At 55.5% G+C, this 22,088-nt stretch carries 22 protein-coding genes; 13 read left to right on the top strand and 9 right to left on the bottom strand.

The features are described from left to right. Window positions 1–41: 41 nt before the first annotated feature. From ACR6JA_RS03360 to ACR6JA_RS03340, 5 genes are read right to left on the bottom strand one after another with little or no spacing between them, the layout of a single operon-like run. The gene (locus ACR6JA_RS03360; RefSeq protein WP_494493586.1) at window positions 42–860 is read right to left on the bottom strand and encodes a DUF2861 family protein; all 819 of its coding nucleotides are present in this window, start codon (window positions 858–860) and stop codon (window positions 42–44) included. Continuing rightward, window positions 857–1,519 (bottom strand): response regulator transcription factor, encoded by a 663-nt coding sequence (locus ACR6JA_RS03355; protein ID WP_213716250.1) that lies wholly within the window; start codon window positions 1,517–1,519, stop codon window positions 857–859. Before ACR6JA_RS03355 ends, ACR6JA_RS03360 begins: the two co-directional genes overlap by 4 nt. Next, window positions 1,506–2,924 carry an ATP-binding protein gene (locus ACR6JA_RS03350; RefSeq protein WP_494493585.1) on the bottom strand — a complete coding sequence of 473 codons (1,419 nt, stop codon included), beginning with the start codon at window positions 2,922–2,924 and terminating at the stop codon, window positions 1,506–1,508. Before ACR6JA_RS03350 ends, ACR6JA_RS03355 begins: the two co-directional genes overlap by 14 nt. A 52-nt stretch (window positions 2,925–2,976) precedes the next feature. After that, window positions 2,977–3,930, bottom strand: a complete 954-nt coding sequence (locus tag ACR6JA_RS03345; RefSeq protein ID WP_494493584.1) for a sugar kinase — start codon at window positions 3,928–3,930, stop codon at window positions 2,977–2,979. 10 nt (window positions 3,931–3,940) lie between these two features. Then, entirely contained in the window at window positions 3,941–4,771 is an 831-nt protein-coding gene (locus tag ACR6JA_RS03340; RefSeq protein ID WP_494493583.1) for a DeoR/GlpR family DNA-binding transcription regulator, read from the bottom strand. Between the two features lie 316 nt (window positions 4,772–5,087). Here ACR6JA_RS03340 and ACR6JA_RS03335 point away from each other — a divergent pair, with 316 nt between their 5' ends. The 4 genes from ACR6JA_RS03335 to ACR6JA_RS03320 are packed head-to-tail and all read left to right on the top strand — an operon-like array spanning window position 5,088 to window position 9,091. After that, complete coding sequence (locus ACR6JA_RS03335; RefSeq protein WP_494493582.1) at window positions 5,088–5,942, top strand: tagatose bisphosphate family class II aldolase; 855 nt, start codon at window positions 5,088–5,090, stop codon at window positions 5,940–5,942. A gap of 24 nt (window positions 5,943–5,966) precedes the next feature. Then, on the top strand, window positions 5,967–6,881 hold the full coding sequence (pfkB, locus tag ACR6JA_RS03330; protein WP_494493581.1) for a 1-phosphofructokinase: 915 nt from the start codon (window positions 5,967–5,969) through the stop codon (window positions 6,879–6,881). 10 nt (window positions 6,882–6,891) lie between these two features. Then, window positions 6,892–8,316, top strand: coding sequence for a PTS fructose transporter subunit IIC (locus tag ACR6JA_RS03325; protein ID WP_494493580.1), 1,425 nt, complete (start codon window positions 6,892–6,894; stop codon window positions 8,314–8,316). Continuing rightward, the gene (locus tag ACR6JA_RS03320; protein WP_494493579.1) at window positions 8,303–9,091 is read left to right on the top strand and encodes an HPr family phosphocarrier protein; all 789 of its coding nucleotides are present in this window, start codon (window positions 8,303–8,305) and stop codon (window positions 9,089–9,091) included. The genes ACR6JA_RS03325 and ACR6JA_RS03320 overlap by 14 nt, the downstream gene beginning before the upstream one ends. A gap of 52 nt (window positions 9,092–9,143) precedes the next feature. Here the strand turns inward: ACR6JA_RS03320 and ACR6JA_RS03315 are convergent, their stop codons facing one another. Continuing rightward, window positions 9,144–9,854 (bottom strand): YnfC family lipoprotein, encoded by a 711-nt coding sequence (locus tag ACR6JA_RS03315; protein WP_213716242.1) that lies wholly within the window; start codon window positions 9,852–9,854, stop codon window positions 9,144–9,146. Window positions 9,855–9,960: 106 nt separating this feature from the next. Between ACR6JA_RS03315 and ACR6JA_RS03310 the strand changes: the two genes are divergently transcribed. The 9 genes from ACR6JA_RS03310 to clcB all read left to right on the top strand — a co-directional run bounded on the left by ACR6JA_RS03310 (window position 9,961) and on the right by clcB (window position 18,977). After that, entirely contained in the window at window positions 9,961–10,233 is a 273-nt protein-coding gene (locus tag ACR6JA_RS03310) for a DUF1161 domain-containing protein (RefSeq protein WP_008459230.1), read from the top strand. Window positions 10,234–10,439: 206 nt separating this feature from the next. Further along, entirely contained in the window at window positions 10,440–12,881 is a 2,442-nt protein-coding gene (gene ynfE, locus ACR6JA_RS03305; protein ID WP_494493578.1) for a selenate/tellurate reductase subunit YnfE, read from the top strand. A gap of 90 nt (window positions 12,882–12,971) precedes the next feature. Beyond that, entirely contained in the window at window positions 12,972–13,598 is a 627-nt protein-coding gene (dmsD, locus tag ACR6JA_RS03300) for a Tat proofreading chaperone DmsD (protein WP_494493577.1), read from the top strand. A gap of 313 nt (window positions 13,599–13,911) precedes the next feature. After that, window positions 13,912–14,628: an osmoprotectant ABC transporter permease OsmY gene (osmY, locus tag ACR6JA_RS03295; protein ID WP_008459233.1), complete on the top strand. Its 717-nt coding sequence runs from the start codon at window positions 13,912–13,914 to the stop codon at window positions 14,626–14,628. 18 nt (window positions 14,629–14,646) lie between these two features. Further along, entirely contained in the window at window positions 14,647–15,552 is a 906-nt protein-coding gene (locus ACR6JA_RS03290) for a glycine betaine ABC transporter substrate-binding protein (protein WP_008459234.1), read from the top strand. 9 nt (window positions 15,553–15,561) lie between these two features. Further along, window positions 15,562–16,200 (top strand): osmoprotectant ABC transporter permease OsmW, encoded by a 639-nt coding sequence (osmW, locus tag ACR6JA_RS03285; protein WP_008459235.1) that lies wholly within the window; start codon window positions 15,562–15,564, stop codon window positions 16,198–16,200. 11 nt (window positions 16,201–16,211) lie between these two features. Further along, window positions 16,212–16,409 (top strand): hypothetical protein, encoded by a 198-nt coding sequence (locus ACR6JA_RS03280; protein ID WP_213716239.1) that lies wholly within the window; start codon window positions 16,212–16,214, stop codon window positions 16,407–16,409. 33 nt (window positions 16,410–16,442) lie between these two features. Then, window positions 16,443–17,588 (top strand): osmoprotectant ABC transporter ATP-binding protein OsmV, encoded by a 1,146-nt coding sequence (gene osmV / locus ACR6JA_RS03275; protein WP_166992781.1) that lies wholly within the window; start codon window positions 16,443–16,445, stop codon window positions 17,586–17,588. Between the two features lie 96 nt (window positions 17,589–17,684). After that, complete coding sequence (gene clcB / locus ACR6JA_RS03270; RefSeq protein ID WP_213716237.1) at window positions 17,685–18,977, top strand: voltage-gated ClC-type chloride channel ClcB; 1,293 nt, start codon at window positions 17,685–17,687, stop codon at window positions 18,975–18,977. Here the strand turns inward: clcB and bioD are convergent. From bioD to ynfL, 3 genes are all read right to left on the bottom strand, one after another. After that, on the bottom strand, window positions 18,930–19,625 hold the full coding sequence (bioD, locus tag ACR6JA_RS03265) for a dethiobiotin synthase (protein ID WP_494493576.1): 696 nt from the start codon (window positions 19,623–19,625) through the stop codon (window positions 18,930–18,932). The genes clcB and bioD overlap by 48 nt on opposite strands. A 123-nt stretch (window positions 19,626–19,748) precedes the next feature. After that, window positions 19,749–20,966: a sugar metabolism global transcriptional regulator Mlc gene (gene mlc, locus ACR6JA_RS03260; RefSeq protein ID WP_008459245.1), complete on the bottom strand. Its 1,218-nt coding sequence runs from the start codon at window positions 20,964–20,966 to the stop codon at window positions 19,749–19,751. A gap of 125 nt (window positions 20,967–21,091) precedes the next feature. After that, window positions 21,092–21,994 carry a multidrug efflux transcriptional activator YnfL/SxtR(Kp) gene (ynfL, locus tag ACR6JA_RS03255; protein WP_494493575.1) on the bottom strand — a complete coding sequence of 301 codons (903 nt, stop codon included), beginning with the start codon at window positions 21,992–21,994 and terminating at the stop codon, window positions 21,092–21,094. Window positions 21,995–22,088: the final 94 nt, after the last annotated feature.

Here is a 22,088-nt window from a genome sequence, read left to right as displayed (position 1 = left end):
GCGTCGATTGTCAGAGGAATGTCAGGATAGCGGTATAGGCCTTAGTTTTTCATCGTTGCCAGCGAACCGGCGAGGCGGTGTTCGGTTCTTACCGCCACGCTGCCCCGGTTTTCCGCACTTACCACGGCCACCGTGGCCCATACGCTTTCGGCAGGCTTTGCAGGCCAGGGCACCAGCGTCAACTGGTCGCTTTTTGCCCACCAAATCTGGTTATAGTTGCTGCGATTAAGCAGCGTTTGCTCAAGCCAGGGTTTGGGGCAAGCAGGAGACACCTGCGGCGTAATGAGCGTAATGGCGCGATCGTGAAGCTGGATCTGCGTTAACCCGTCAATGCCTTGTAACGCCAGAGGCTGCTGCCATTGCTGACCGCCGCTCGATACGGTCAGCAGATAAATCCCTTCGCTCAGAGGCTGAGTAAACTCTTCGCTTTCGACCCGAAACTCACCTTCCGCTTCATACTGCACCGGCATTGCGGCGAGCGCTTTTTTGCCATCGGGTAGCATCAGGGCAACGTTAATATCCTGGCGGGGGCTCTTTCCACTCAAAGTTATGCGATAAATTCGGTTAAGCGGCATATCACGCTGCATCAACGTGAGCGTTAAGTCATCCAGCCACTCAGGCACCGCCGTAGAAAGATCTTTGCCGCATTGCCGACTGACCACGGCATTAAGCGCCTCTTTCCAGGCCAGCCGCTGCGCCGCGCTATTCAGCCGCGGCCAGACATCAATCAACTGGCTGTTAGCAAGGTCGCCTCGCTGGTTAAACAACTGATGATATACGGGCTCCAGCGACGTTTGGGGCAACGTTGCACCGACGCTGAACGAGAAGGCGAACAGCAGAGCTGACAGGGGAAGTTTCATTCCGCTAGCTCCAGCCGATAGCCAATCCCGCGCACGCTCGCAATCGGCAGGCCCGGCAGTTTTTGCCGTAACTGTAAAACATGCGTATCCACCGTTCTGGTTGACGGAAAGCTTTGATAGCCCCACACCTGATTGAGCAATTCATCCCGGGTAAACACGCGTCCCGCCATCTGCATCAGCATCGCCAGCAGCGCAAACTCGGTTGCCGTCAGCGCGACCTCTTTTCCCTGCCAGGTAGCAATTTGCCGCGCCGGAAGTAAGCTGAGTTCACCGCAGACCAGCAACCCGTCGCCTAAAGGGCGAAGCTGAGCCCGGATGCGGGCCAGCAGTTCAACGTGGGCAAAAGGCTTGCTCAGGTAGTCACGCGCGCCCGCCTCCAGCCCCGCCACCCGCTCTTCAACGCTCACTTTTGCCGTCAGCACGATCACCGGCAGGGCTTTTTTTGCCAGCCACTGAGGCAAAAGCCGAAGACTGTCGCCTTCGGGAAGCTGGCGGTCGAGAATCGCCAAATCCGCCTGATACCAATGGTCGAGAACATGTTCACTGCTGCGCAGCCAGCGGCAGCTGAACCCCTCCTGCTGCAAAAATGTCGCCAGCCCTTCTCCCAGCGCGATATCGTCCTCAATTAACAATAAAGCATGTGCTTTAGTCGGGATCATACGGCAACTCCAGGGTAAACGTGGTTGGCGCGGGGCTGAACGTCAACTTTCCGTTGAGGCGACGAGCAACCCGCTGAACAATGGTCAATCCAAGACCCAGACTGCTGCTTGACCAGCGTAAACGGCGGCTGTTCAGCAGCGGGTTTTGAGTGATGTTTCCGCTATCGCTAACCTGAAAAATAAGGTGCGTTTTACTTTTATGCACCGTCAGGTGCACGGGAGGCTTTCCGTGACGACTCGCATTATCCAGTAAATTCGTCAGACACAGGCTGCTCCAGTAGAGCGACACGCCTACGATCATGTTTTCTTTCAGGCAGTACGTCAGCCCGTCCCGATCCGCACAAAGGTGATCGAGCCAGTCGCTGAGACGGACCTGAGTAGGCGTTTCCAGCGCCTCCCGCTGATGCTCCGCTATCAGGTAGTGTTTGCTGGTATCGGCCATCTGCCGCATCCGTTGGAGCGTGTCCGCCAGAGCCATAAAATTAAGCTGGGCACCTTCCGGCAACTGGTCAAAATCACGGCGAAAATGTTCGACCACGTTGCTCAGTTGGGCGATGGGCGTACGCAGCTCATGGGTCAGCATTTGCGTAATAAAGCGCTGACGCTCACGCAGTTGCCTCCGCTGCCAGGCCATCCATATCAACCCCGACGCGGTAAACAGCGCCAGCAGGCCAAAAAGCCAGCGCCAGACATCGCGATAACCCTCCCGAACATTGACGCACAGCGCCCCTGCCCGCATATCGCAGCGCCCCCCGGTATTAACCAGTTCGATATCTGATTGTTGGGCTAGCGGCTGCCAAACCTTTGCCTCATAACGCTGCCATTGCTGCTGGCTGAATCGCCAGAGTTGGCCGTTTTGCAGCAGCCAGCGCTGGCCCCCAAGCAATGCATCAAGATTGTCATCGGACAGCCTCCCAATGCCCGCCAGGTCGTCAGGTCTTTCCCGCACATGCAGCGAGTTTCTTAGCACCGCTGCCGCTCCCGGATGACGCAAGATGTACTGCCAGGCACTGCTCCCCCCTAGCGGATAGAGCGGATTCGCGGCGAACCAGGGCGCAGGCGGAATGTTCGGTTGGCATAAGGCGGCAAGAAATGATTTCACCGAAGGTGATAACTCGTCCCCGCTGGCACAGCGCTTGTCCAACTGATAAAACGCCGTAAGGTCCGGCAGCGACCAGGCCTGAAACTGAGGATACATGAATTCGGGCTTGAGCAACGTAGCATCAAGCTGCTGAAGGGTTTGCAGCGAGACCTGCGCCGCCGGGGTTGACCGGCTTAACGCCGCGCTAAAGCGGGCCAGATCCTCGTCAAGTTCCGCCGCACGAGTCAAACCTGCATGCAGCCAAAGGGCAGCACACAGCCAGAGCATCGTGTAACGAAACAACGGGACAAATTTCCGGGTCACGAGAAAGGCCTTAATTTATGAGGGGTGGAAGGCTGCCTGGCTGGCAGCATGTTTATCTCGCCGATTGCGCCGCAAGAAAGGCTTCAATTTGCGAGCGGGTGGAGGTGCCTTCCATCGGACCACGCTGCGAAATTGCCAGCGAACCGCTGGCATTGGCCCAGGTCAACGCTTCCTGTGGCTGAACGCCGGACAAAAACAGGCTGACAAACGTGGCACCAAAGCAGTCACCTGCCCCGGTAGGGTCAACCACCGACACGTTAAAGCCGGGCATATGCCAGGTCAGCCGATCGCTGAAGTAGCTCGCCCCTCGCGGCCCTCGTTTGATCACCACGTGTTTCACCCCGCGCTTGAGCAGATTGTCCACCAGCCGTTGCTCATCCTCCCCCTGATGTCGCCCGAAGTAATCTAACTCCCCGTCGCTCGGCAGGAAAATATCGGTGTAATCAAGGATATATTCAAACGCCTGTGACATTTCCGGGATGTTAAGCATCTCTTTACGGATGTTAGGATCGAAGGAGACGGTGCCGCCGCGTGACTTCACGTTTTCAATCGCCTTTCGCATGGCATCGATAATGCGAAACGAAAACAGCGACGAGCCCATAATATGAAAATGATTACACTGGTTAAGCAAAGTGTCGTCGATATGGTCGGCGGTCAGCAAGCCGCAGGCGCTGTTCGGCAGATTAAAAATAAAATCACGCTGCGACTGGGTGCGGTAACTGACAAAGGCGCTGCCGGTTGTGGCTTTTGGCAGGACGGTAATGCCGTTCACGTCGACCCCATCTTTTTCCAGCCGGGCAATATTCATCTCCCCAAAGGCATCGCTGCCGACGCAGCTGAACAGCACCGAACCGAATCCTAATTTAGCCACCTGATCGGCAAAAATGGCTGGCGCGCCGCTGGGATAAGGCCCCCAGAATTCGCCCGGCTGCGAAAAGCTCTGACTTTCTTTCTTGGCCAAAAACTCCACCAACAGCTCGCCGATGGTACATATCGTCACGTTCATCACCGCTCCTTCATTTTGCTTTTTGCAGCGCTGGGTTGAGCCACGTCAGGCACTCATTGTTGGTGTAGCTATTGCTCAGCCCCACAGCGAGAAAGCGGGAATGGTATTCCGCTGCCACAACCTGGGGTGTAATGAGGCCGCTTGCCTTCGCGAGCTGGCCAACGGCATAGCGTTTTTCGCCGTAAACGGGCCTGTTGGCGACGATGGCAATCAGGTGTTTGCTCTGCCCAACGGCCTCACCCAACAGACGCGCGCTTTGTGCATCTCTGACGCTCAGCGTGCCATCTTCTGCAATATGGTCGACGGCAATCAACGTGCGGCTCGGGCGGTAATGGCGAAGCGCATTTACTGCCACCTCACCCTCGACCCTGTTTCCATCTCCGCTCAATACGCCGCCAAGCAGGATCTTTTCACCGGTAAGAAACTCTTGCGCAAAACAGACGTGCGCCAGGTCATTCATCAGCAGCCGCAGATCGTCATAGCCCGTAAGGAAAGGAATCACTTTACGTAAAATAGAGCCTGGGCCTAAAAATACGGTTTCACTCTCGCTGATTAAGGCCGCAGCCTGGCGCGCCATTTCGGCTTCCAGCACTTTATCCACAACGGCGACAGGTTCCCGGGGCTGAGCCACCGGTGCCCCCTGCTGGGCGGTATAAATTGCGCCACCAAACGAGCGCTTCAGGTAGCCTTGCTGCTCCAGATAATTGAGATCGTTTCGAATGGTGACGCCAGACACGGCAAGCATCTCCGCCAAATCATCTACTTTAATTTCGCCGTTTTTACGGACGATCTCTGCAATATCTAAGCGTCTTTTCAGCAGGCTGTTTGACGGTTTTGCCACAGTAGAGTGCCTTTTAAGTCATTCGAGTAATAACTTTCATTTTTAAATTTATATTTTCTCTTGTCAAACTCCCGACCATCACCCAACAAATAAAAATAAACAAACAGTCTTTATTTCAATGCATTAATAACTTTCACTTCTCAACAATATGTTTAAAAAAGAAGTTTATCAATGCCTGATAACTTTCATTTAGTAAATTAAATCGCCGTTGTGTGGCTTCGATCACAGCGGTATAGGCGTAAGATCGCTAAATTACTTTCAAAATGTAAGATGAAACTCAATAAACAATTTCATTTTGAAACCAACAGGAGCGAATATGTATATTATTTCCAGCAAAAACATGTTGTTAAAAGCCCAGCGACTTGGATACGCGGTGCCGGCATTTAACATTCACAATCTGGAAACGATGCAGGTGGTGGTGGAAACGGCCGCTGAAATGCGTTCGCCGCTGATCCTTGCCGGGACGCCGGGCACTTATAGCTATGCAGGGACCGGTAACGTTGTCGCCATCGCCCAGGATCTGGCCAGACTTTGGGATCAGCCACTCGCGCTGCATCTTGATCACCACGAAGACCTCATGGATATCACCCGTAAAGTGCAGGCCGGGATCCGCTCAGTAATGATTGACGGGTCGCATCATGCTTTTGAAGAGAATGTTGCGCTGGTGAAAAACGTTGTAGAGCTGAGTCACCGCTACGATGCCAGTGTAGAAGCGGAGCTTGGGCGGCTTGGCGGCGTAGAGGACGATCTGGTCGTTGACGCGAAAGATGCGCTGTATACCAACCCGGAGCAGGCACGTGAGTTTGTCTCCCGTACCGGGATTGATTCCCTGGCGGTAGCTATCGGGACGGCTCACGGGCTGTATGCCGCCGAACCAAAGCTCGATTTCGATCGTCTGGCCGCGATCCGTCAATGCGTGGATGTTCCCCTGGTATTACACGGTGCTTCTGGTCTGCCAGAGGGCGATATTCGCCGGGCTATTTCACTCGGTGTCTGTAAGGTTAACGTTGCCACCGAACTTAAAATCGCGTTCTCGGACGCGCTAAAGCAGTATTTCATCGAGCAGCCTGGAGCTAACGATCCCCGGCATTACATGCAGCCTGCCAAAGAGGCGATGAAAGAAGTCGTCCGTAAAGTCATTCATGTCTGCGGTTGTGAAGGACAGCGCTAACCCACGGACGCAAGGAGCAATGTCGTGATCCATACCCTGACTTTAAACACTGCTATTGATATGAATATTTTTTGCGGCTCTCTGCAGCCTTCTAGCGTGAACCGCACCCAGCGCACGGAATATTGCCCTAACGGTAAAGGCGTTAACGTTTCTTTGGTCCTGAAACACTTTCAGCAGCCGACCCACGTCATAGGCATATTCGGCGGATTCACCGGGCGCTATATTGTGGAGGAACTTAAAAAACAAAAAATTAACGTTACCCCATCCTGGGTGCAGACCCCTACGCGAATTAATGTTTTTATAAATGACGGCAACAATGAATATAAGTTGGTCAATGCCGGGGCGCATATTGATGATGAATGTAAACAGCAGATTATTCAGCATCTGGACTGTATCCAGCCCGGCGATTATTTAGTGATTAGCGGGAGTTTGCCACCGGGAATTGAAAGCCAGTTTTATGTAGAGGTTATGTCGCTATGCGAACAGCGCGGGGGAAAAGTCATTCTGGATATCAGCCACCCTGCGCTGCGGCAATTACTTGAGCTTAATCCCCTGCTGATCAAACCCAATGACGATGAATTAAAAGAAATATTCAATCTTCAGGTGGAAACCATCCAACAGGTGCGCGAGGCGATGCAGACATTACATCAGTTGGGTGCACGTAATGTGTTATTAACACTCGGCGCAAAAGGGCTCTATTTTTCCAACGGTCGTAAGCTTTGGTTCGCCTCCGCGCCCGAAATCGAGCTGGTCAGTTCAGCCTGTGCAGGGGATGCCGCGCTCGGGGCATTTATCAGTCATTGGCTGAATAGTAAAGATATTCCTGGGTCACTAGCCCTTGCCAGCGCCACGGGTGCGGACGTCGCCGCCTCCTCTGGCCTCGGGAAACTCAATCGTCTGGAAGCATTATTACAACAGGTTCAAATCGTCCAATTATAAAGGTCTGATTATGAAAAAGATCATTGCCGTTACCGGCTGCCCTACGGGTATTGCCCACACGTTTATGGCTGAAGAAGCCTTAAAAACCGCAGCAAAAAAAGTAAATGTCGAAATAAAAATAGAAACCAATGGCGCATCCGGCGTTGAAAATGAAATAACACCGGAAGACTTAACGAATATTTACGGCGTCATCATTGCCGCAGATAAAGATGTCAACGCCGAACGCTTTAATGGCTTACCCGTGATTGAAGTGCCGGTTAAAGAAGCGATTCACCACCCGGCAGACCTTATTAATAAAGTCATCAGCGGGCAACTCTCCCGCCGCCAGGGAATATCTTCTGCTTCGGTAACAGCGGAAAAACATCAACAAGAATCGTTCGGCAGGCAGATTTATAAACACTTGATGAGCGGCGTCTCCAACATGCTGCCTTTCGTGGTGGCGGGCGGTATTCTGATTGCCATCTCCTTCCTGTGGGGCATTTACTCCGCCGATCCCAATTCACCTCAGTACAGCGCCATTGCCGCAACCTTAATGCAGGTCGGCCAGCAGGCATTTTCCATTATGGTGCCCGTTTTTACGGCCTATATTGCCTGGTCGATTTCCGGCCGCGCCGGGATGGTTGCCGGATTCGTTGGCGGCCTGCTGGCTAACGCCACGGGGGCGGGCTTTCTCGGCGGGATCATTGCCGGGTTCGCCGCCGGTTACTTCATGCTGCTTGTCCGACGCCTGCTCGACGGATTGCCGCGTCAGTATGAAGGCTTAAAATCGATCTTCATTATGCCGCTGATTGGCGTGCTGGTGATTGGCGTACTGATGGTGCTGCTCGGCAAGCCCGTCGCGGCCATCAATAACGGCATGATGGGCTGGCTGAGTTCGCTGCAACAAGCCAACCCGATCCTGCTGGGCATTGTTGTCGGGGCGATGTGTTCCTTCGATTTTGGTGGCCCGGTGAACAAAGCAGCGTACGTCACGGGAACATTGCTGCTCGGCCAGGGGAACTTCTTCTTTATGGCCGGCGTGTCTGCCGCCTGTATTACGCCTCCGCTGGTCATCGCTCTGGCAACCACTTTCTTCCCCAAAGGTTTTAGCGAAGAGGAGCGCGCGGCCGGGATGGTGAACTATATTCTCGGCTGCACGCATATCACCGAAGGTGCTATCCCCTTTGCAGCGAAAGATCCGCTGCGCGTGATCCCGATGATGATGATCGCCTCTTCCATCTCGGCCGTGCTCAGCTACAGCATGCATATAGAAGTTCCGGCACCGCACGGCGGGTTCCTGATCCTGCCGCTGGTCAGTAAACCGTTAATGTGGGTGCTCTGCATCCTGGCCGGCTCCGCCTGCGGTGCGGTGATGCTGGGTACGTGGCGACTCTGGAATAACCGCAAACAGCCCGCAGCCGGGCTGCAGACAGGAGGTCAGAATGCAACTTTGTGAACAGGATATTTTCATCAGCCATGAGCAGGTCGATAAAGTCACTGCGCTCCAGCAAGTCAGCGACAGGCTGGTATCAGCGGGCAATACCACGCCGGAATATCTGCAAGGCATGTTGGTCAGAGAAGCGCAGATTTCCACTTACCTGGGCCACGGCATTGCCATTCCCCATGGCACACCGGATACCCGTCATGCGGTGCTGAGCACTGGCGTAAAAGTGATTGTTTTCCAGCAGGGCGTGAACTGGGGAGAAGATAATGTGGCGTATATGGTGGCAGGGATTGCCGCAAGGTCGAACGAACATCTCGATATTTTGCGTCAGCTCACCCGGGCGTTGAGCGATGAAGCCGTGCCGCACGCGCTGGCGAAGGCCACAACGCCGACGGAGGTTTTAGCGATTCTGACCGGTAATAACGCCGAAAACGCCCCCCAGGAATCCCACACGGAAGGTGAACAGGCCACGTTTGTTGTCCGTAATCCTCATGGGCTACATGCCAGACCGAGCGCCGTGCTGGTGAAACTGATTAAGCAGTTTCAAAGCCGTGTCACCGTTGAGAATATGGATAGTCCGGCCGGGCCCGTTGACGGCAAGAATCTGATGAAGATGGTTTCGTTGGGGGTAAAAACGGGCCACCGTATACGGTTCACGGCGAATGGCACCGACGCCCACACGGCGCTTGCAGCCATTGGGCAAAGTATTGATCAGGGGCTGGGAGAGATGCCTGTCGCCCCGCCAGAGCAACCGAAGCGCAGCTGGTTATCCCGCTTGTTTGGTTAACTTCATTTGCCGGATGGCATTGTGGCATCCGGCATTTGTAACACCGATACGATCAATAATACTCCACCGTATTTTTAATGGTGTAATGGTCCACCTTTGGCGGCGTGACGGAATCATCCGTCATTTCCAGATCGCAGGACAGCGAGTTGAAATGGCTATCATAGTCACAGCTTTGCTTTGCGACCCCGATGATTTTGCCGTTGAGGCTGGTTGTCGCGCTGTAATCCAGCTTTTTCTTTTTATCGACACCCGCTTTCGCCACGATGGCAAGTTCGCTGTCTTTCGATTGGGTGGTTTTCCCCAGCGGATAGCCTTCGCTGTCGTACTTATAGGTCACCAGCACATCTTTGCCTTTGGCGGCGGTCACAAAGTCGTTGTCGTCGGTGTCGTAGCTGATGCCCGCGGCAGGCAGTTCAGCAAGCTGGCATTTCCCCTGCAGCCGAACGCGTTTTTCAAGACTGACCGCATCAACATAGTAGTTTGCATCGAGCGTCAGCGATGCCCCACTGTTGTTCTCCAGATCGTGAAATTCCAGCGTGTCGAAGCAGCCTTCTTCCGACAGCGTACCGCTGACCCTTTTCAAAACCTGGCCTTTGTCGTTCATCAGCGTCTGGCTAAAATCCTTTACCGGGCCGCGCATCGGATCGAAATCAAATTCGTTAGAAAAACTGGCCATTTCCGGCGTGTACGCCTGCGGCGACGTCGAGTTATCGCAGCCTACAAGGCTCAAAACCAGCGCACCGAGGGTAATGATTTTCTTCACGTTTTGCCGCTCTCCTGTTTTTGTGTCATAACATGATATAAGCAAATACAACACTTTACACTAAAAGCGCTATTCTTAACGTTCAACTCAACATAAGGAAGAGATGATGAAACGTACCGTTTGGTTAAGCACGATACTGCTGATCGCTGCCGCACCGGCGTTGGCCGCACAGGGCAGTTGCGAAAAAGTGAAAGCGGATATTCAGCAGAAAATTGTCAATAACGGCGTGCCTGAGTCAGGCTTCTCGCTCACTATCGTACCTAACGATCAGGCAGACAAAGCCGGCGGCCAGGTCGTCGGTCACTGTGCGAACGACACGCAAAAAATCGTTTATACCCGCATCGCGGGCGGTGCTGCGCCGGAAAATGAACCGCAATAATCCCCTGCAGGGTGCCGGGCACCCTGCTTTTCTTCATCTATTTTCCCTCATCCACCGCAACTTTGACTGGCGTTAATAACGTCTACTCCTAATTAAGTAACACTCTTCCCCCGAGCGCCCCCTGACGGGCAGCCTCAGCAATCACCGAACCACAAAAAATACAAATAATAACGTCTTCCACACGACAAAAAGTCATGGAGAGAGCGATGTCGAACCTCAATCATCCAGGCGGGATTAGCCGCCGCAGCCTGGTAAAATCATCAGCCATTGGCGGCCTTGCCCTCGCCGCAGGCGGCATTTCGCTGCCTTTTGGTATGCGTAGCGCCGCGGCCGCGGTTGCCGACGCCCTGTCGCCGGAAAATAAAGACAAAGTTGTCTGGGGAGCCTGCTCGGTTAACTGCGGCAGCCGCTGCGCCCTGCGGCTGCACGTTCGCGACGAAGAGGTTTACTGGGTTGAAACGGACAATACCGGGCTGGACGCCTATGGCGACCACCAGATTCGCGCCTGCCTGCGCGGACGCTCCATCCGCCGCAGGATCAACCACCCGGAACGCCTGAATTACCCGATGAAGCGCGTGGGCAAACGGGGTGAAGGTAAATTTGAACGCATCAGCTGGGACGAAGCGCTGGAGATTGTCAGCCACAGCCTGAAGCAGACCGTTGATAAATATGGCAACGAAGCGGTCTACATTAATTACTCATCCGGCGTGGTTGGCGGGAATATCACCCGCTCTTCCCCTTACGCCTCGCTGGTCGCCAGGCTGATGAACTGCTACGGCGGTTTTCTGAGCCACTACGGCACCTACAGCACCGCCCAAATTGCCTGCGCCATGCCGTACACCTACGGCAGCAATGACGGCAACAGCACTTCGGATATCGAAAACAGTAAACTGGTCGTCCTGTTCGGCAATAATCCAGCAGAAACGCGGATGAGCGGCGGCGGTATCACTTATTACCTTGAACAGGCTCGCGAACGTTCCAACGCCCGCATGATCGTTATCGACCCGCGCTACACCGACACTGCGGCTGGCCGGGAAGATGAATGGATCCCTATTCGCCCCGGAACGGATGCCGCGCTGGTGGCCGGGCTTGCCCACGTCATGATTCGCGAAAATCTGGTCGATCAGACCTTCCTGGATAAATACTGCGTCGGCTATGACGAGACAACCCTGCCCGCAGATGCCCCGCGCAACGGTCACTACAAAGCCTATATTTTAGGTGAAGGCGATGACGGGACAGAGAAAACGCCGCACTGGGCCTCCCGGATAACCGGTATTCCGGTGGACAGAATTATCAAGCTGGCGCGAGAAATTGCGGGTGCAAAACCCGCTTACATTGCCCAAGGTTGGGGGCCGCAGCGCCAGGCCAACGGCGAGTTGACCTCACGGGCCATCGCCATGCTGCCGATCCTGACCGGCAACGTGGGGATTCATGGCGGCAACAGCGGCGCACGTGAATCCACCTATACCATCACCATTGAGCGTATGCCGGTGCTGGAAAACCCGGTCAAAACGCAGATCTCCTGCTTCAGTTGGACGGACGCCATCACTCGCGGCCCCGAAATGACGGCCAAACGAGACGGCGTGCGCGGGAAAGAGAAGTTGGACGTGCCGATCAAGTTCATCTGGAACTATGCCGGCAACACGATTATTAACCAGCATTCCGACATTAATAAAACCCACGCCATTTTGCAGGACGATAAGCAGTGCGAAATGATTGTGGTGATCGAGAACTTTATGACTTCGTCGGCGAAATACGCCGATATCCTGCTGCCGGACCTGATGACCGTCGAGCAGGAGGACATTATTCCTAACGATTACGCCGGTAATATGGGCTACCTGATTTTCATCCAGCCCGCCACCGCGCCTAAGTTTGAGCGCAAGCCTATCTACTGGATGATGAGCGAAGTGGCTAAACGCCTGGGCGACGAGGTGCATCAGGCCTTCACGGAAGGACGAACCCAGCGCGAGTGGCTGCAATATCTGTACGCGAAAATGTTGGCGAAAGACCCGGCGCTGCCTGCTTATGAAGATCTGCGGGCGATGGGCATTTACAAGCGTAAAGATCCGGCTGGCCATTTTGTGGCTTACAAAAAATTCCGCGAAGATCCTCTGGCCAACCCACTCAAAACGCCGTCCGGGAAAATTGAAATCTACTCCCGCAAGCTCGCCGGAATTGCCACCAGTTGGGAACTGGAAAAAGATGAAACCATCAGTCCGCTGCCGGTGTATGCCTCGACGTTTGAAGGCTGGGACTCTCCGCAGCGCAGCGAGTTTCCCCTCCAGCTGTTTGGTTTCCACTACAAATCCAGGACCCACTCAACCTACGGTAACATTGACGTCCTGCAGGCCGCCGCGCGTCAGGAAGTCTGGATTAATCCGCTCGATGCTAAACGTCGCGGCATTGCCAACGGCGACAAAGTCAGCGTGTTTAACGGGCGCGGTGAAGTGCATATTGAGGCGAAGGTCACCCCGCGCATCATGCCTGGCGTTGCCGCTATGGGCCAGGGTGCCTGGCATGATGCCGACATGAACGGCGACCGCATTGACCACGGCGCCTGCATTAATACGCTAACCACGCACCGCCCTTCACCGCTGGCAAAAGGCAACCCGCAGCATACCAATCTGGTTGAAATTAAGAAGATTTAAGCTTGATGGCAAAGGCTTATCGCTTTGCCTGTATTCACCCGGCTCCAGCGACGTATAGCGGAGCCAGGTGCCCGACTAAAAGGAATGAAAATGCTCTCTGAACAACAACGCCTGTCGGCGATAGCCCTTAGCGGCCGGGTGCTCGGAGCCCTGTTTTATCATGCCCCCAACCACCCGGACAGCGCCGCGCTGATAGCCATGCTTGCGGCACCGGACTGGGTGAGCGAATGGCCGTTCCAGACCCCAACGCTGGCGACAGTTGCGCCTCTAATGACTGCAGGCCTTGCGGATCAGGCCACGCCGATAAACGAAGAGTTCCAGCGCCTGTTCATCGGCCCTTATGCGCTGCCGGCCCCGCCGTGGGGCTCGGTCTATCTCGACAAAGAAAATGTGCTGTTTGGCGACTCGCTGCTTGAACTTCGCCAGTGGATGCGAACCCAAGGCTTTGCCCCACAGACGGAACAAAACGAGCCTGAAGATCATTTTGGCTTGATGCTGATGCTGGCAGCCTGGTTGGCCGACCAGGGGCAGCGACAGCCGTTGGATGAGCTGCTGGCCTGGCATCTGCTGCCCTGGGCCGAACGTTATCTGAGCCTGTTTACCGAAAACACAGCGAATGATTTCTATCTTGGCCTGGGCGAGCTGGCAAAACTGACCCTCTCAGGCTGGCAAAACGGCATGTTGATGCCCGTAGCCAGTAAAGAACTGCATTTCTAAGAATCCTGGGCTTTCAGGAAGCCGGGCGCATCCGGTTTCCTGAAAAAAACGAGGATTTCTGCATTTCCTAAATGTGACAACGTCACTTTGCATTAACATTTTTAAGACAAATCTTTACTTTTCTTCCACAGGCCAGATGCCGTAAGGCCTGAGCATCAGTTTATCGACTAAATCATTAGCCTCTTAATTGTCCCTTAAACTGGAATCCTTCCCGCTGCGTTGCTATAGCTCCAGACACCCTGCCGACACATGGCATAACAACAGGCCGCCTCCCCGGCGGCGATAACGCGTGCACACAGGGAGACACACTGCAATGCAAAACGCATCCTTCGCAACACGGTTCTTACTCGGGCTAGTGGCGCTGATTTTAGTGCTTGCTCTGGTGGTTTGGGGCATCGGTCTCGACACACTGAAAGCCCGGCAGGTCGATTTACTCTATCTCGGGCAGCAGCACCTGATTCTGGTGTTCAGCTCAATGGCGCTCGCCCTGCTGGTCGGTATCCCCAGCGGAATATTGCTCAGCCGCCCTGCGGCTCGTCGCTGGGCCGAGTACGTCATGCAGATTTTTAATATCGGCAACACGCTGCCGCCGCTGGCGGTGTTAGCTCTGGCGATGGTGATTATCGGCATTGGCGACAAACCGGCGATCGTCGCCCTGTTTCTTGCCTCACTGCTTCCGATTGTCCGTAATACCTATGCCGGGCTTTGCAGCGTTCCTCCGTCACTGATAGAAGCCGCCAATGGGATTGGCATGACCAAATTCCAGCGGCTGCGTCAGGTGGAGATCCCCAACGCCTGGCCGGTGATCCTGTCCGGCGTGAGGATTGCCACCGCCATCAACGTCGGCACCGCCCCGCTGGCCTTTCTTATCGGCGCGAGCAGCTACGGAGAGCTTATTTTCCCGGGGATTTACCTGAACGATTTCCCAACGCTGATACTCGGCGCCGTGGCGACGGCCCTGTTTGCGCTCATCCTCGACTTAGCGCTTGCCAGCCTCGGGCGGGTGCTCAGCCCCCACACCGCCCAATAACAACAATAAGGAGCGTGTATGAAACTGCTTTCACGGATGCTAACTACGGCGTTTGCCGCAGCCTCCCTTATCGCCACCCAGGCTCAGGCCGCACCGCTGATTCTGGCGACCAAAAGCTTTACCGAGCAGCATATTCTGTCGGCCATGACCACGCAGTATCTGGCTAAAAAGGGCTTTCAGGTGACGCCGCAGACCAACATTGCCACCGTAATTTCCCGCAATGCGATGATCAACAAGCAGATTGATATGACCTGGGAGTACACCGGCACCTCGCTGATTATCTTTAACCACATTAACCAGCGAATGACGCCGGAAGAGTCGTACAACACGGTCAAAAAACTGGACGCAAAGCTGGGCCTCGTCTGGCTTAAACCCGCGGAGATGAACAACACTTACGCCTTTGCCATGAAGCGCGAACGGGCAGAAAAAGAAGGCATTACCACAATGTCGCAGCTGGTGGAGCGCATCGAACATGTGCGCCAGACCGACCCAAAACATAACTGGATGCTGGGCCTGGATCTGGAGTTTGCCGGGCGCAGCGACGGCCTGAAGCCGCTGCAGCAGGTGTACAACATGCCGCTGGACCGCCCGCAAATTCGCCAGATGGACCCCGGCCTTGTCTATAACGCCATCCGAGACGGGTTTGTTGATGCCGGTCTGATCTACACCACCGACGGGCGTATGAAGGGCTTTGACCTGAAAGCGCTGGTGGACGATAAGGGCTTCTTCCCAAGTTACGCTGTCACGCCCGTGGTGCGTAAAGACGTGCTGGACTCGCACCCGGGCCTTGAGGCGGCGCTGAACACCCTATCGTCCGAGCTGAACAATGAGGTGATAACAACCCTGAACGCTAAAGTTGATATCGACCATGAAACCCCGCAGCAGGTGGCCCGTGAATTCCTGCAGCAGAAAGGCTTGCTCTGAGGAGGTATCGTGGAAACGTTACATTATATGATTGATAACGCAGGGTATATTGGCTCCCTCACCCTGCATCACCTGTGGCTGGTGCTGATCGCCGTCGGCCTGGCAATCCTGATTGGCGTGCCGCTGGGCATTCTTATCGTGCGCCATAAATGGCTTGCCACGCCAATACTCGGTTTTGCCACTATTTTGCTCACCATTCCGTCCGTGGCGCTGTTTGGCCTGATGATTCCCCTGTTTTCTCTGATCGGTCAGGGTATTGGCGTAGTCCCTGCGGTGACGGCGGTGTTCCTGTATTCGCTGCTGCCGATTGTCCGCAATACCCACACCGCGTTGGACAGCCTGCCGCCGGGGTTACGTGAGGCCGGGCGAGGCATCGGGATGACGTTTTGGCAGCGCCTGCGCTGGGTGGAAATTCCTATGGCGCTGCCGGTGATTTTTGGCGGAATTCGAACCGCGGTGGTGATGAACATTGGCGTCATGGCCATTGCCGCCGTCATTGGCGCGGGCGGTCTGGGCTTGCTGCTGCTTAATGGCATCGGCGGGAGTGATATCCGCATGCTCATTGCCGGGGCGGTGATGATCTGCCTGTTAGCCATCGTGCTCGACTGGCTGCTGCATCGTCTGCAGCTGCATTTCACTAAATGGTAAAAGAGGCCGCTATGCGTTTTATCCCACTCTGCATACTTTCAGCGCTGGCGCTGCTGACCGCCTGCTCTTCCCGGCCAGCGCCGGAACCGCCTCAGGACACCCCAGAGTGCATGAACTATCGCCATATGATGACCGCACCTATGCTGCCGGACGCGGTACAGCGTCTGAAACAAAAGTGTGAAGACTCCCGCCGCAAGCTTATGAATTAAGGCGCTGAGACCAGCGCCAAAGAGGACCCGATAATGATAAAACTTGAAAACCTCACGCGACAATTTGTACAGAAAAACGGGCAGACTTTTAACGCTGTCGACAACGTCAGCCTGAACGTGCCAGAAGGTGAAATGTGCGTGCTGCTCGGCCCTTCCGGCTGCGGAAAAACCACCACCCTGAAAATGATCAACCGCCTGATAAAACCCACCGGCGGCAAGATTTTAATCAACGGCCAGGACACCAACGATCTGGATTCCGTCACACTGCGCCGCAATATCGGCTACGTTATCCAGCAAATCGGCCTGTTCCCGAACATGACGATTGAAGAGAATATCACTGTTGTGCCACGTATGCTGGGTTGGGACAAAGCGCGCTGTAAAGCACGTGCCCAGGAGTTGATGAGCATGGTCGCCCTCGACCCTAACCGCTTCCTCAACCGCTATCCGCGCGAAATGTCCGGCGGCCAGCAGCAGCGTATCGGGGTGATCCGAGCCCTGGCGGCGGATCCTCCGGTGCTGCTGATGGATGAACCTTTTGGCGCGGTTGACCCGATCAACCGCGAAACCATTCAGAACGAGTTTCTGGAGATGCAGCGCCAGTTGAAGAAAACGGTGATGCTCGTCAGTCACGATATCGACGAGGCGCTGAAGCTTGGCGACCGGATTGCCGTCTTCCGCCAGGGTAAAATTGTACAGTGCGCCAGCCCTGACGAGCTGCTGGCGAAACCGGCCAATGACTTCGTCGGCTCGTTTGTTGGCCAGGACCGCACGCTGAAGCGCCTCCTGTTGGTGCAGGCCGGGGACGTAACCGACCAGCAGCCGACCATCACGGCTCGTGAATCCACGCCGCTGGCGGAAGCTTTCGCCACCATGGATGACAACGACATGCGTTCCATCACCGTCGTTGACGCCGGAGGTAAACCGCTGGGCTTCGTTAAGCGGCGTGAAGCGCGAGGCGCGACGGGCACTTGCACCGACCTCCTTCACCCGTTCCGCGTCACCGGCCGCGCGGAGGAAAACTTGCGCATCGTGCTTTCTAAGCTCTATGAGCACAACATGGTCTGGATGCCGATCACCGATGAAGATGGCCGCTACAGTGGCGAAATTTCGCAGGATTATATTGCCGATTATCTCAGCTCGGGCCGCACCCGTCGGGCGCTGAATATCCAACAAAGTTAATCAATCCTATGCGCTGCTTTGTGGCGGCGCATTTTCCTTTGAGCTTAGCGACGTTCTCCCCCACAATAGCGCCATTCTTTCGCCATCTTATGCGCTATGCACCGAATACAAGCCTTGCCTGACATCAGAGTGATGCTTCGCCGACTGGTGATTGCGGTCTTCATTGGCCTGGCTTCCGCGCTGGTGGTCTGGCTATTTCGGCAGGCCATGTACCTGCTTGAAAACGTCTTCCTCGGCGATCACGGCGGCAGCCTGGTTGCAGCCGCTGCGGCACTCGACCCCTGGCGACGCGTCCTGACGCCTGCCGCAGGTGGCCTGCTGGCCGGGCTTTTGCTGTGGAGCTGGCAACGAGCCACTCGCCAGCGCCCTTCTGCCCCCACCGACTATATGGAAGCCATCGAAACCGGCGATGGTCGTCTGGACGTGCCGTCCAGCCTGGTGAAGTCCGCCGCTTCGCTGATAGTCGTCGCCAGCGGGAGCGCAATAGGGCGCGAAGGGGCGATGATTCTGCTGGCAACGGTTTTTGCTTCGCTGTTTGCCCAGCGCTTTACCCAGGACAAAGAGTGGAAGCTGTGGGTCGCCTGCGGCGCAGCTGCGGGGATGGCGAGCGCCTATCACGCGCCGCTGGCGGGCAGCCTGTTTATTGCGGAAATTCTGTTTGGCTCACTGATGCTTGCCTCGCTGGGGCCGGTGGTGATTGCCGCCGTCAGCGCCCTGCTGATGACGCATTTGCTGAACGGCGGGCAGGCTCCGCTGTATATCGTCACGCTTCTTGATCCCCCTCAGCCTTCGCATTATGGGCTAATGGCGCTGCTCGGCTTAACCGCGGGCGTGCTCGGGCCGCTAATTCTGTGGCTGCTGGCGCAAAGCAGCGCGCTGTTTCGTTCACTTAAGCTGTCGCCGCCGCTGCAGCTGGCGCTCGGTGGGCTGATTGTCGGCCTGCTTTCGCTGGTCACCCCGACGGCATGGGGCAACGGCTACAGCGTGGTGCAGTCGTTTCTTTCCAGCCCGCCTGCGTTGCTGTTTGTCGGTGGCGTGTTGCTTTGCAAACTGCTGGCGGTGATGGCAAGCAGCGGCTCCGGCGCGCCGGGCGGCGTATTTACGCCCACGCTGTTTATGGGGGCGGCACTGGGCATGCTGTTTGGCCAGGTTTGTGGCCTGTGGGGCGGCGGTGAACCGCTGATGATCCTGCTGGGGCTGACGGGAATGGCGTCTTTGCTGGCGGCCACGACGCACGCGCCGATCATGGCGACGCTGATGATTTGTGAAATGACCGGGGAGTTTACGCTGCTCCCCGGCCTGCTGCTGACCTGCGTGATAGCCTCAACGCTTTCGCGCTGGCTACGCCCGCAGTCGGTCTACCGTCAGAGCGCTACGCAGCCGGGCTAGGTCGATATAGGCTCCCAGCTCACGCTGTTCGGCCCGGGGCAGGTACGGCAGTTCACCGACCAGCGGCCCCGGCAGTTTTTTGCTCAACACCTCGATAATTTCCGCGTAGTGCGCAAGGCCTGGGTTGATACGGTTCGCTACCCAACCAATAAACGGCAGCCCGTCGTTGGCAATCGCCTGCGCCGTCAACAGCGCATGGTTGATACACCCTTCCTGAATCCCCACCACCAGCAGCACCGGCAGCTGCTCTTGTACCACCCAATCCGACAGCGGACGAAGATCGTTCATCAGGCTGCGCCAGCCGCCCGTGCCTTCGACGACGACGTGGTCCATTTGGTCGGCCAGCCTTTGCAGGCCGCTTGACAGCAGCGAGTAGTTAATCGGCCCGTGATGGCTGATGCTGCTCTCTTCTTCGCTAAGCGCGATAGGATTGATCGCTTCATAGGGCAGTTTAATCGTGGAGACGCTTTGCAGTACCAGCGCATCTTTATTGCGCAGCCCGTCTGGCGTCTCTTTACTGCCCTTCGCGACCGGCTTATAGCCAACGACGCTTTTCCCGCTGGCCGACAACGCCTGCAGTAAGGCTCGTGACACCACCGTCTTCCCTACGGCAGTATCCGTACCCGTTATAAAGAAACGCTTAAGCATGGCTGTCTCCCGAGGTAATGCTAGCCAGATAAATTAAGAGAAAAACTAACGCGGGAAAGTCTAAAAGAATGGCGCTGTAGCCAGATTGAGATAGCGCAATTTTTGGTGAATCAGGGCCGAAGATTAGCCCTGCAGCAGACGAATTAATAAAGAGCCGTTATACATTGCATCTTTTACCAGCGCCGCGCCGGCCATGGTGCCTCGGTTATCAAACTGCGTCCCTTCCACCACCGTATGACTGCTATAGGCGGGTAATGCCTGCTGGCGAATACAGTCCGTAATCGCTGGGTGAAGGATGGCGGCGGCGCGGTTAAGCGGCGAACCGATAAGAATTTTTTGCGGATTAAACAGGTTAACCATGATGGCCAGAATGCGACCCACGTTTTGCCCGACGCCGATAATAATATCTTTTGCCAGCAAATCTCCGCTTAACGCGGCGTCGCACAGGGATTCCACGCTCAGCGGCTGGCCGTGTAGCATTGAGCCCATTGACTGGCTCATACGCTGCTGCGCCAGCTCCAGCACGCTTTCGACGCTGGCAATGGTTTCAAGGCAGCCGTGGTTGCCGCAGTAGCAGCGTTTTCCGTAAGGATCGACCTGCGTGTGGCCAATTTCCACCAGGCTGCTGCTGCCCGCGTGAAGCAAACGCCCATCGGTGATAACGCCTGCGCCAACGTTGTGATCAATCACCACCTGAATCACATCTCTTGCGCCCTGAGAGGCACCAAACAGCCCTTCTGCCATGGTCCAGGCGCTGATATCGTGCTGGATAAAGACCGGGACGCCGGTATGATTGCCCAGCGCTTCGCCCAGCGGCATATCGCAGACATCGTAGAACGGCATGCGATGAATAACACCATGAACGGTATCAATAATGCCCGGTAGCGTAATGGCGATGGCGGTCAGGCGTTCAAGCTTTTGCTGATGGCGAATGAAAAATTGATCGACCTGAAAGATGATGCGTTCCAGTAAAGGCTGCGGGTCGTCCGTCGGCAAGTCTACCGTGTCTTCCACAACCAGTTTGCTGCTAAGGTCGCGCAGCCCCAGTGAAATTTCACCGCGGCTCAGGCGAATTGAGAGGTAATGCCAGGCTTCTGTTTCAAGCATTAAGCCCACCGCGGGGCGACCACGGCTGCCGGGGTCCTGAATCTCCGTTTCCTGTACCAGATGCGCCTCAAGCATTTCCCTCACAATCTTGGTGATACTGGCCGGAGCCAGCTGCGCCAGGCGGGAAAGATCGATTCGCGACACCGGACCGTGGGTATCAATCAAACGATAAACAACGCCGGCATTGGTTTGTTTAATCTGATCGATATGGCCCGGTTGACTATCAGCAACCACGTGGTACTCCCTTTATTTTCGCGCTTCGAAATAAACTTTTAGGCTATGGTGAAACACTTCAAGTGGGGTCGTCAAATATTTACGTAGGGTTGTGATTTACCGCACATATTCCCGCCATATTTGGCCTATTTTAACGCCCATGATGCCTCGGTCAGCAGCGCCGAGATCCGCTTCGCTGCTTCCGATAACTCCCGATGCTTTGGCCAGACCAGCCACAGCTCAGACTGTGCCTCTGGCTCGTCAATGGGGAGCCAAACCACATCACTCAGGCGAATACGCTGGAACGAAGCTGGCAGGATGGAAACCCCCAGCCCGGCAGACACCAACCCAATGATCGTCATCGCCTCGCCAACTTCCTGGGTGATGTACGGCACGATGTTATAGCGGCGTAGCAGCCCAATAATGTCGTCGTAAAGCCCGGTGCCTACGTGCGGGTCAAAGAAAACAAACGGCTCCTGAGCAAGCTGTGTCAGCGATATCGAACTGCTGCTGGCCAGCGGATGATCGCGATGGACCATCGCCAGCAGCGGTTCACGCAGGATGAGCGTCCAGTTCAGGGTATCCGGCAGACGCGTATTGCGCATCAATCCCAGCTCAAGCTCGCCCTCATTCAGGGGAGCAATTTGTTCCCGGGTGTTCACTTCCCGCATCTGGAGATGCACGTCAGGGTAGCGCTTGCGAAAGCGGGACAGGCTGTCAGAAACGGCCTTAATAAACGGCGCAGAGGAGGTAAAGCCAATGCGCAGTTCGCCAGTTTCCCCCTGGTGCAACCGGGCAGCACGAGCGGCCGCGGCATCCACCTGGCCGAGAATTTGCCTGGCATCGGAGAGAAACTGCTGGCCCGCCGCGGTCAGGTTAACGCTGCGGTTGGTGCGCGCCAGCAGGCGAGCGCCGATTTGCTCTTCAAGGATCTGAATTTGCTGGCTAAGAGGCGGCTGGGAGATCCGCAGCCGTGCTGCCGCCCGGCCAAAATGCAGCTCTTCGGCAACGGCGATGAAATAGCGCAGATGGCGCAGCTCGACATTCATATGTTTAAAGTATCATTTGAGATTATTAATATATTAGACATAACATTTACACTTTTCTACTCTGTAAAGAATAAGTTAACACCTGTGTAAGGAT

The organism is Cedecea sp. B1(4), assembly GCF_059414925.1.
This window is presented reverse-complemented; position numbering and strand designations above follow the sequence as displayed.

Excerpts from the sequence above, each read along its gene's own strand:
- dmsD (WP_494493577.1), top strand. The coding sequence starts at position 12,972 with ATGCTCTCTGAACAACAACGCCTGTCGGCGATAGCCCTTAGCGGCCGG.
- ACR6JA_RS03310 (WP_008459230.1), top strand. The coding sequence starts at position 9,961 with ATGAAACGTACCGTTTGGTTAAGCACGATACTGCTGATCGCTGCCGCA.
- ynfE (WP_494493578.1), top strand. The coding sequence starts at position 10,440 with ATGTCGAACCTCAATCATCCAGGCGGGATTAGCCGCCGCAGCCTGGTA.
- ACR6JA_RS03360 (WP_494493586.1), bottom strand. The coding sequence starts at position 860 with ATGAAACTTCCCCTGTCAGCTCTGCTGTTCGCCTTCTCGTTCAGCGTC.
- bioD (WP_494493576.1), bottom strand. The coding sequence starts at position 19,625 with ATGCTTAAGCGTTTCTTTATAACGGGTACGGATACTGCCGTAGGGAAG.
- ACR6JA_RS03280 (WP_213716239.1), top strand. The coding sequence starts at position 16,212 with ATGCGTTTTATCCCACTCTGCATACTTTCAGCGCTGGCGCTGCTGACC.
- osmV (WP_166992781.1), top strand. The coding sequence starts at position 16,443 with ATGATAAAACTTGAAAACCTCACGCGACAATTTGTACAGAAAAACGGG.
- ACR6JA_RS03325 (WP_494493580.1), top strand. The coding sequence starts at position 6,892 with ATGAAAAAGATCATTGCCGTTACCGGCTGCCCTACGGGTATTGCCCAC.
- ACR6JA_RS03335 (WP_494493582.1), top strand. The coding sequence starts at position 5,088 with ATGTATATTATTTCCAGCAAAAACATGTTGTTAAAAGCCCAGCGACTT.
- ynfL (WP_494493575.1), bottom strand. The coding sequence starts at position 21,994 with ATGAATGTCGAGCTGCGCCATCTGCGCTATTTCATCGCCGTTGCCGAA.
- ACR6JA_RS03345 (WP_494493584.1), bottom strand. The coding sequence starts at position 3,930 with ATGAACGTGACGATATGTACCATCGGCGAGCTGTTGGTGGAGTTTTTG.
- ACR6JA_RS03290 (WP_008459234.1), top strand. The coding sequence starts at position 14,647 with ATGAAACTGCTTTCACGGATGCTAACTACGGCGTTTGCCGCAGCCTCC.
- clcB (WP_213716237.1), top strand. The coding sequence starts at position 17,685 with ATGCACCGAATACAAGCCTTGCCTGACATCAGAGTGATGCTTCGCCGA.
- osmY (WP_008459233.1), top strand. The coding sequence starts at position 13,912 with ATGCAAAACGCATCCTTCGCAACACGGTTCTTACTCGGGCTAGTGGCG.
- ACR6JA_RS03320 (WP_494493579.1), top strand. The coding sequence starts at position 8,303 with ATGCAACTTTGTGAACAGGATATTTTCATCAGCCATGAGCAGGTCGAT.
- ACR6JA_RS03355 (WP_213716250.1), bottom strand. The coding sequence starts at position 1,519 with ATGATCCCGACTAAAGCACATGCTTTATTGTTAATTGAGGACGATATC.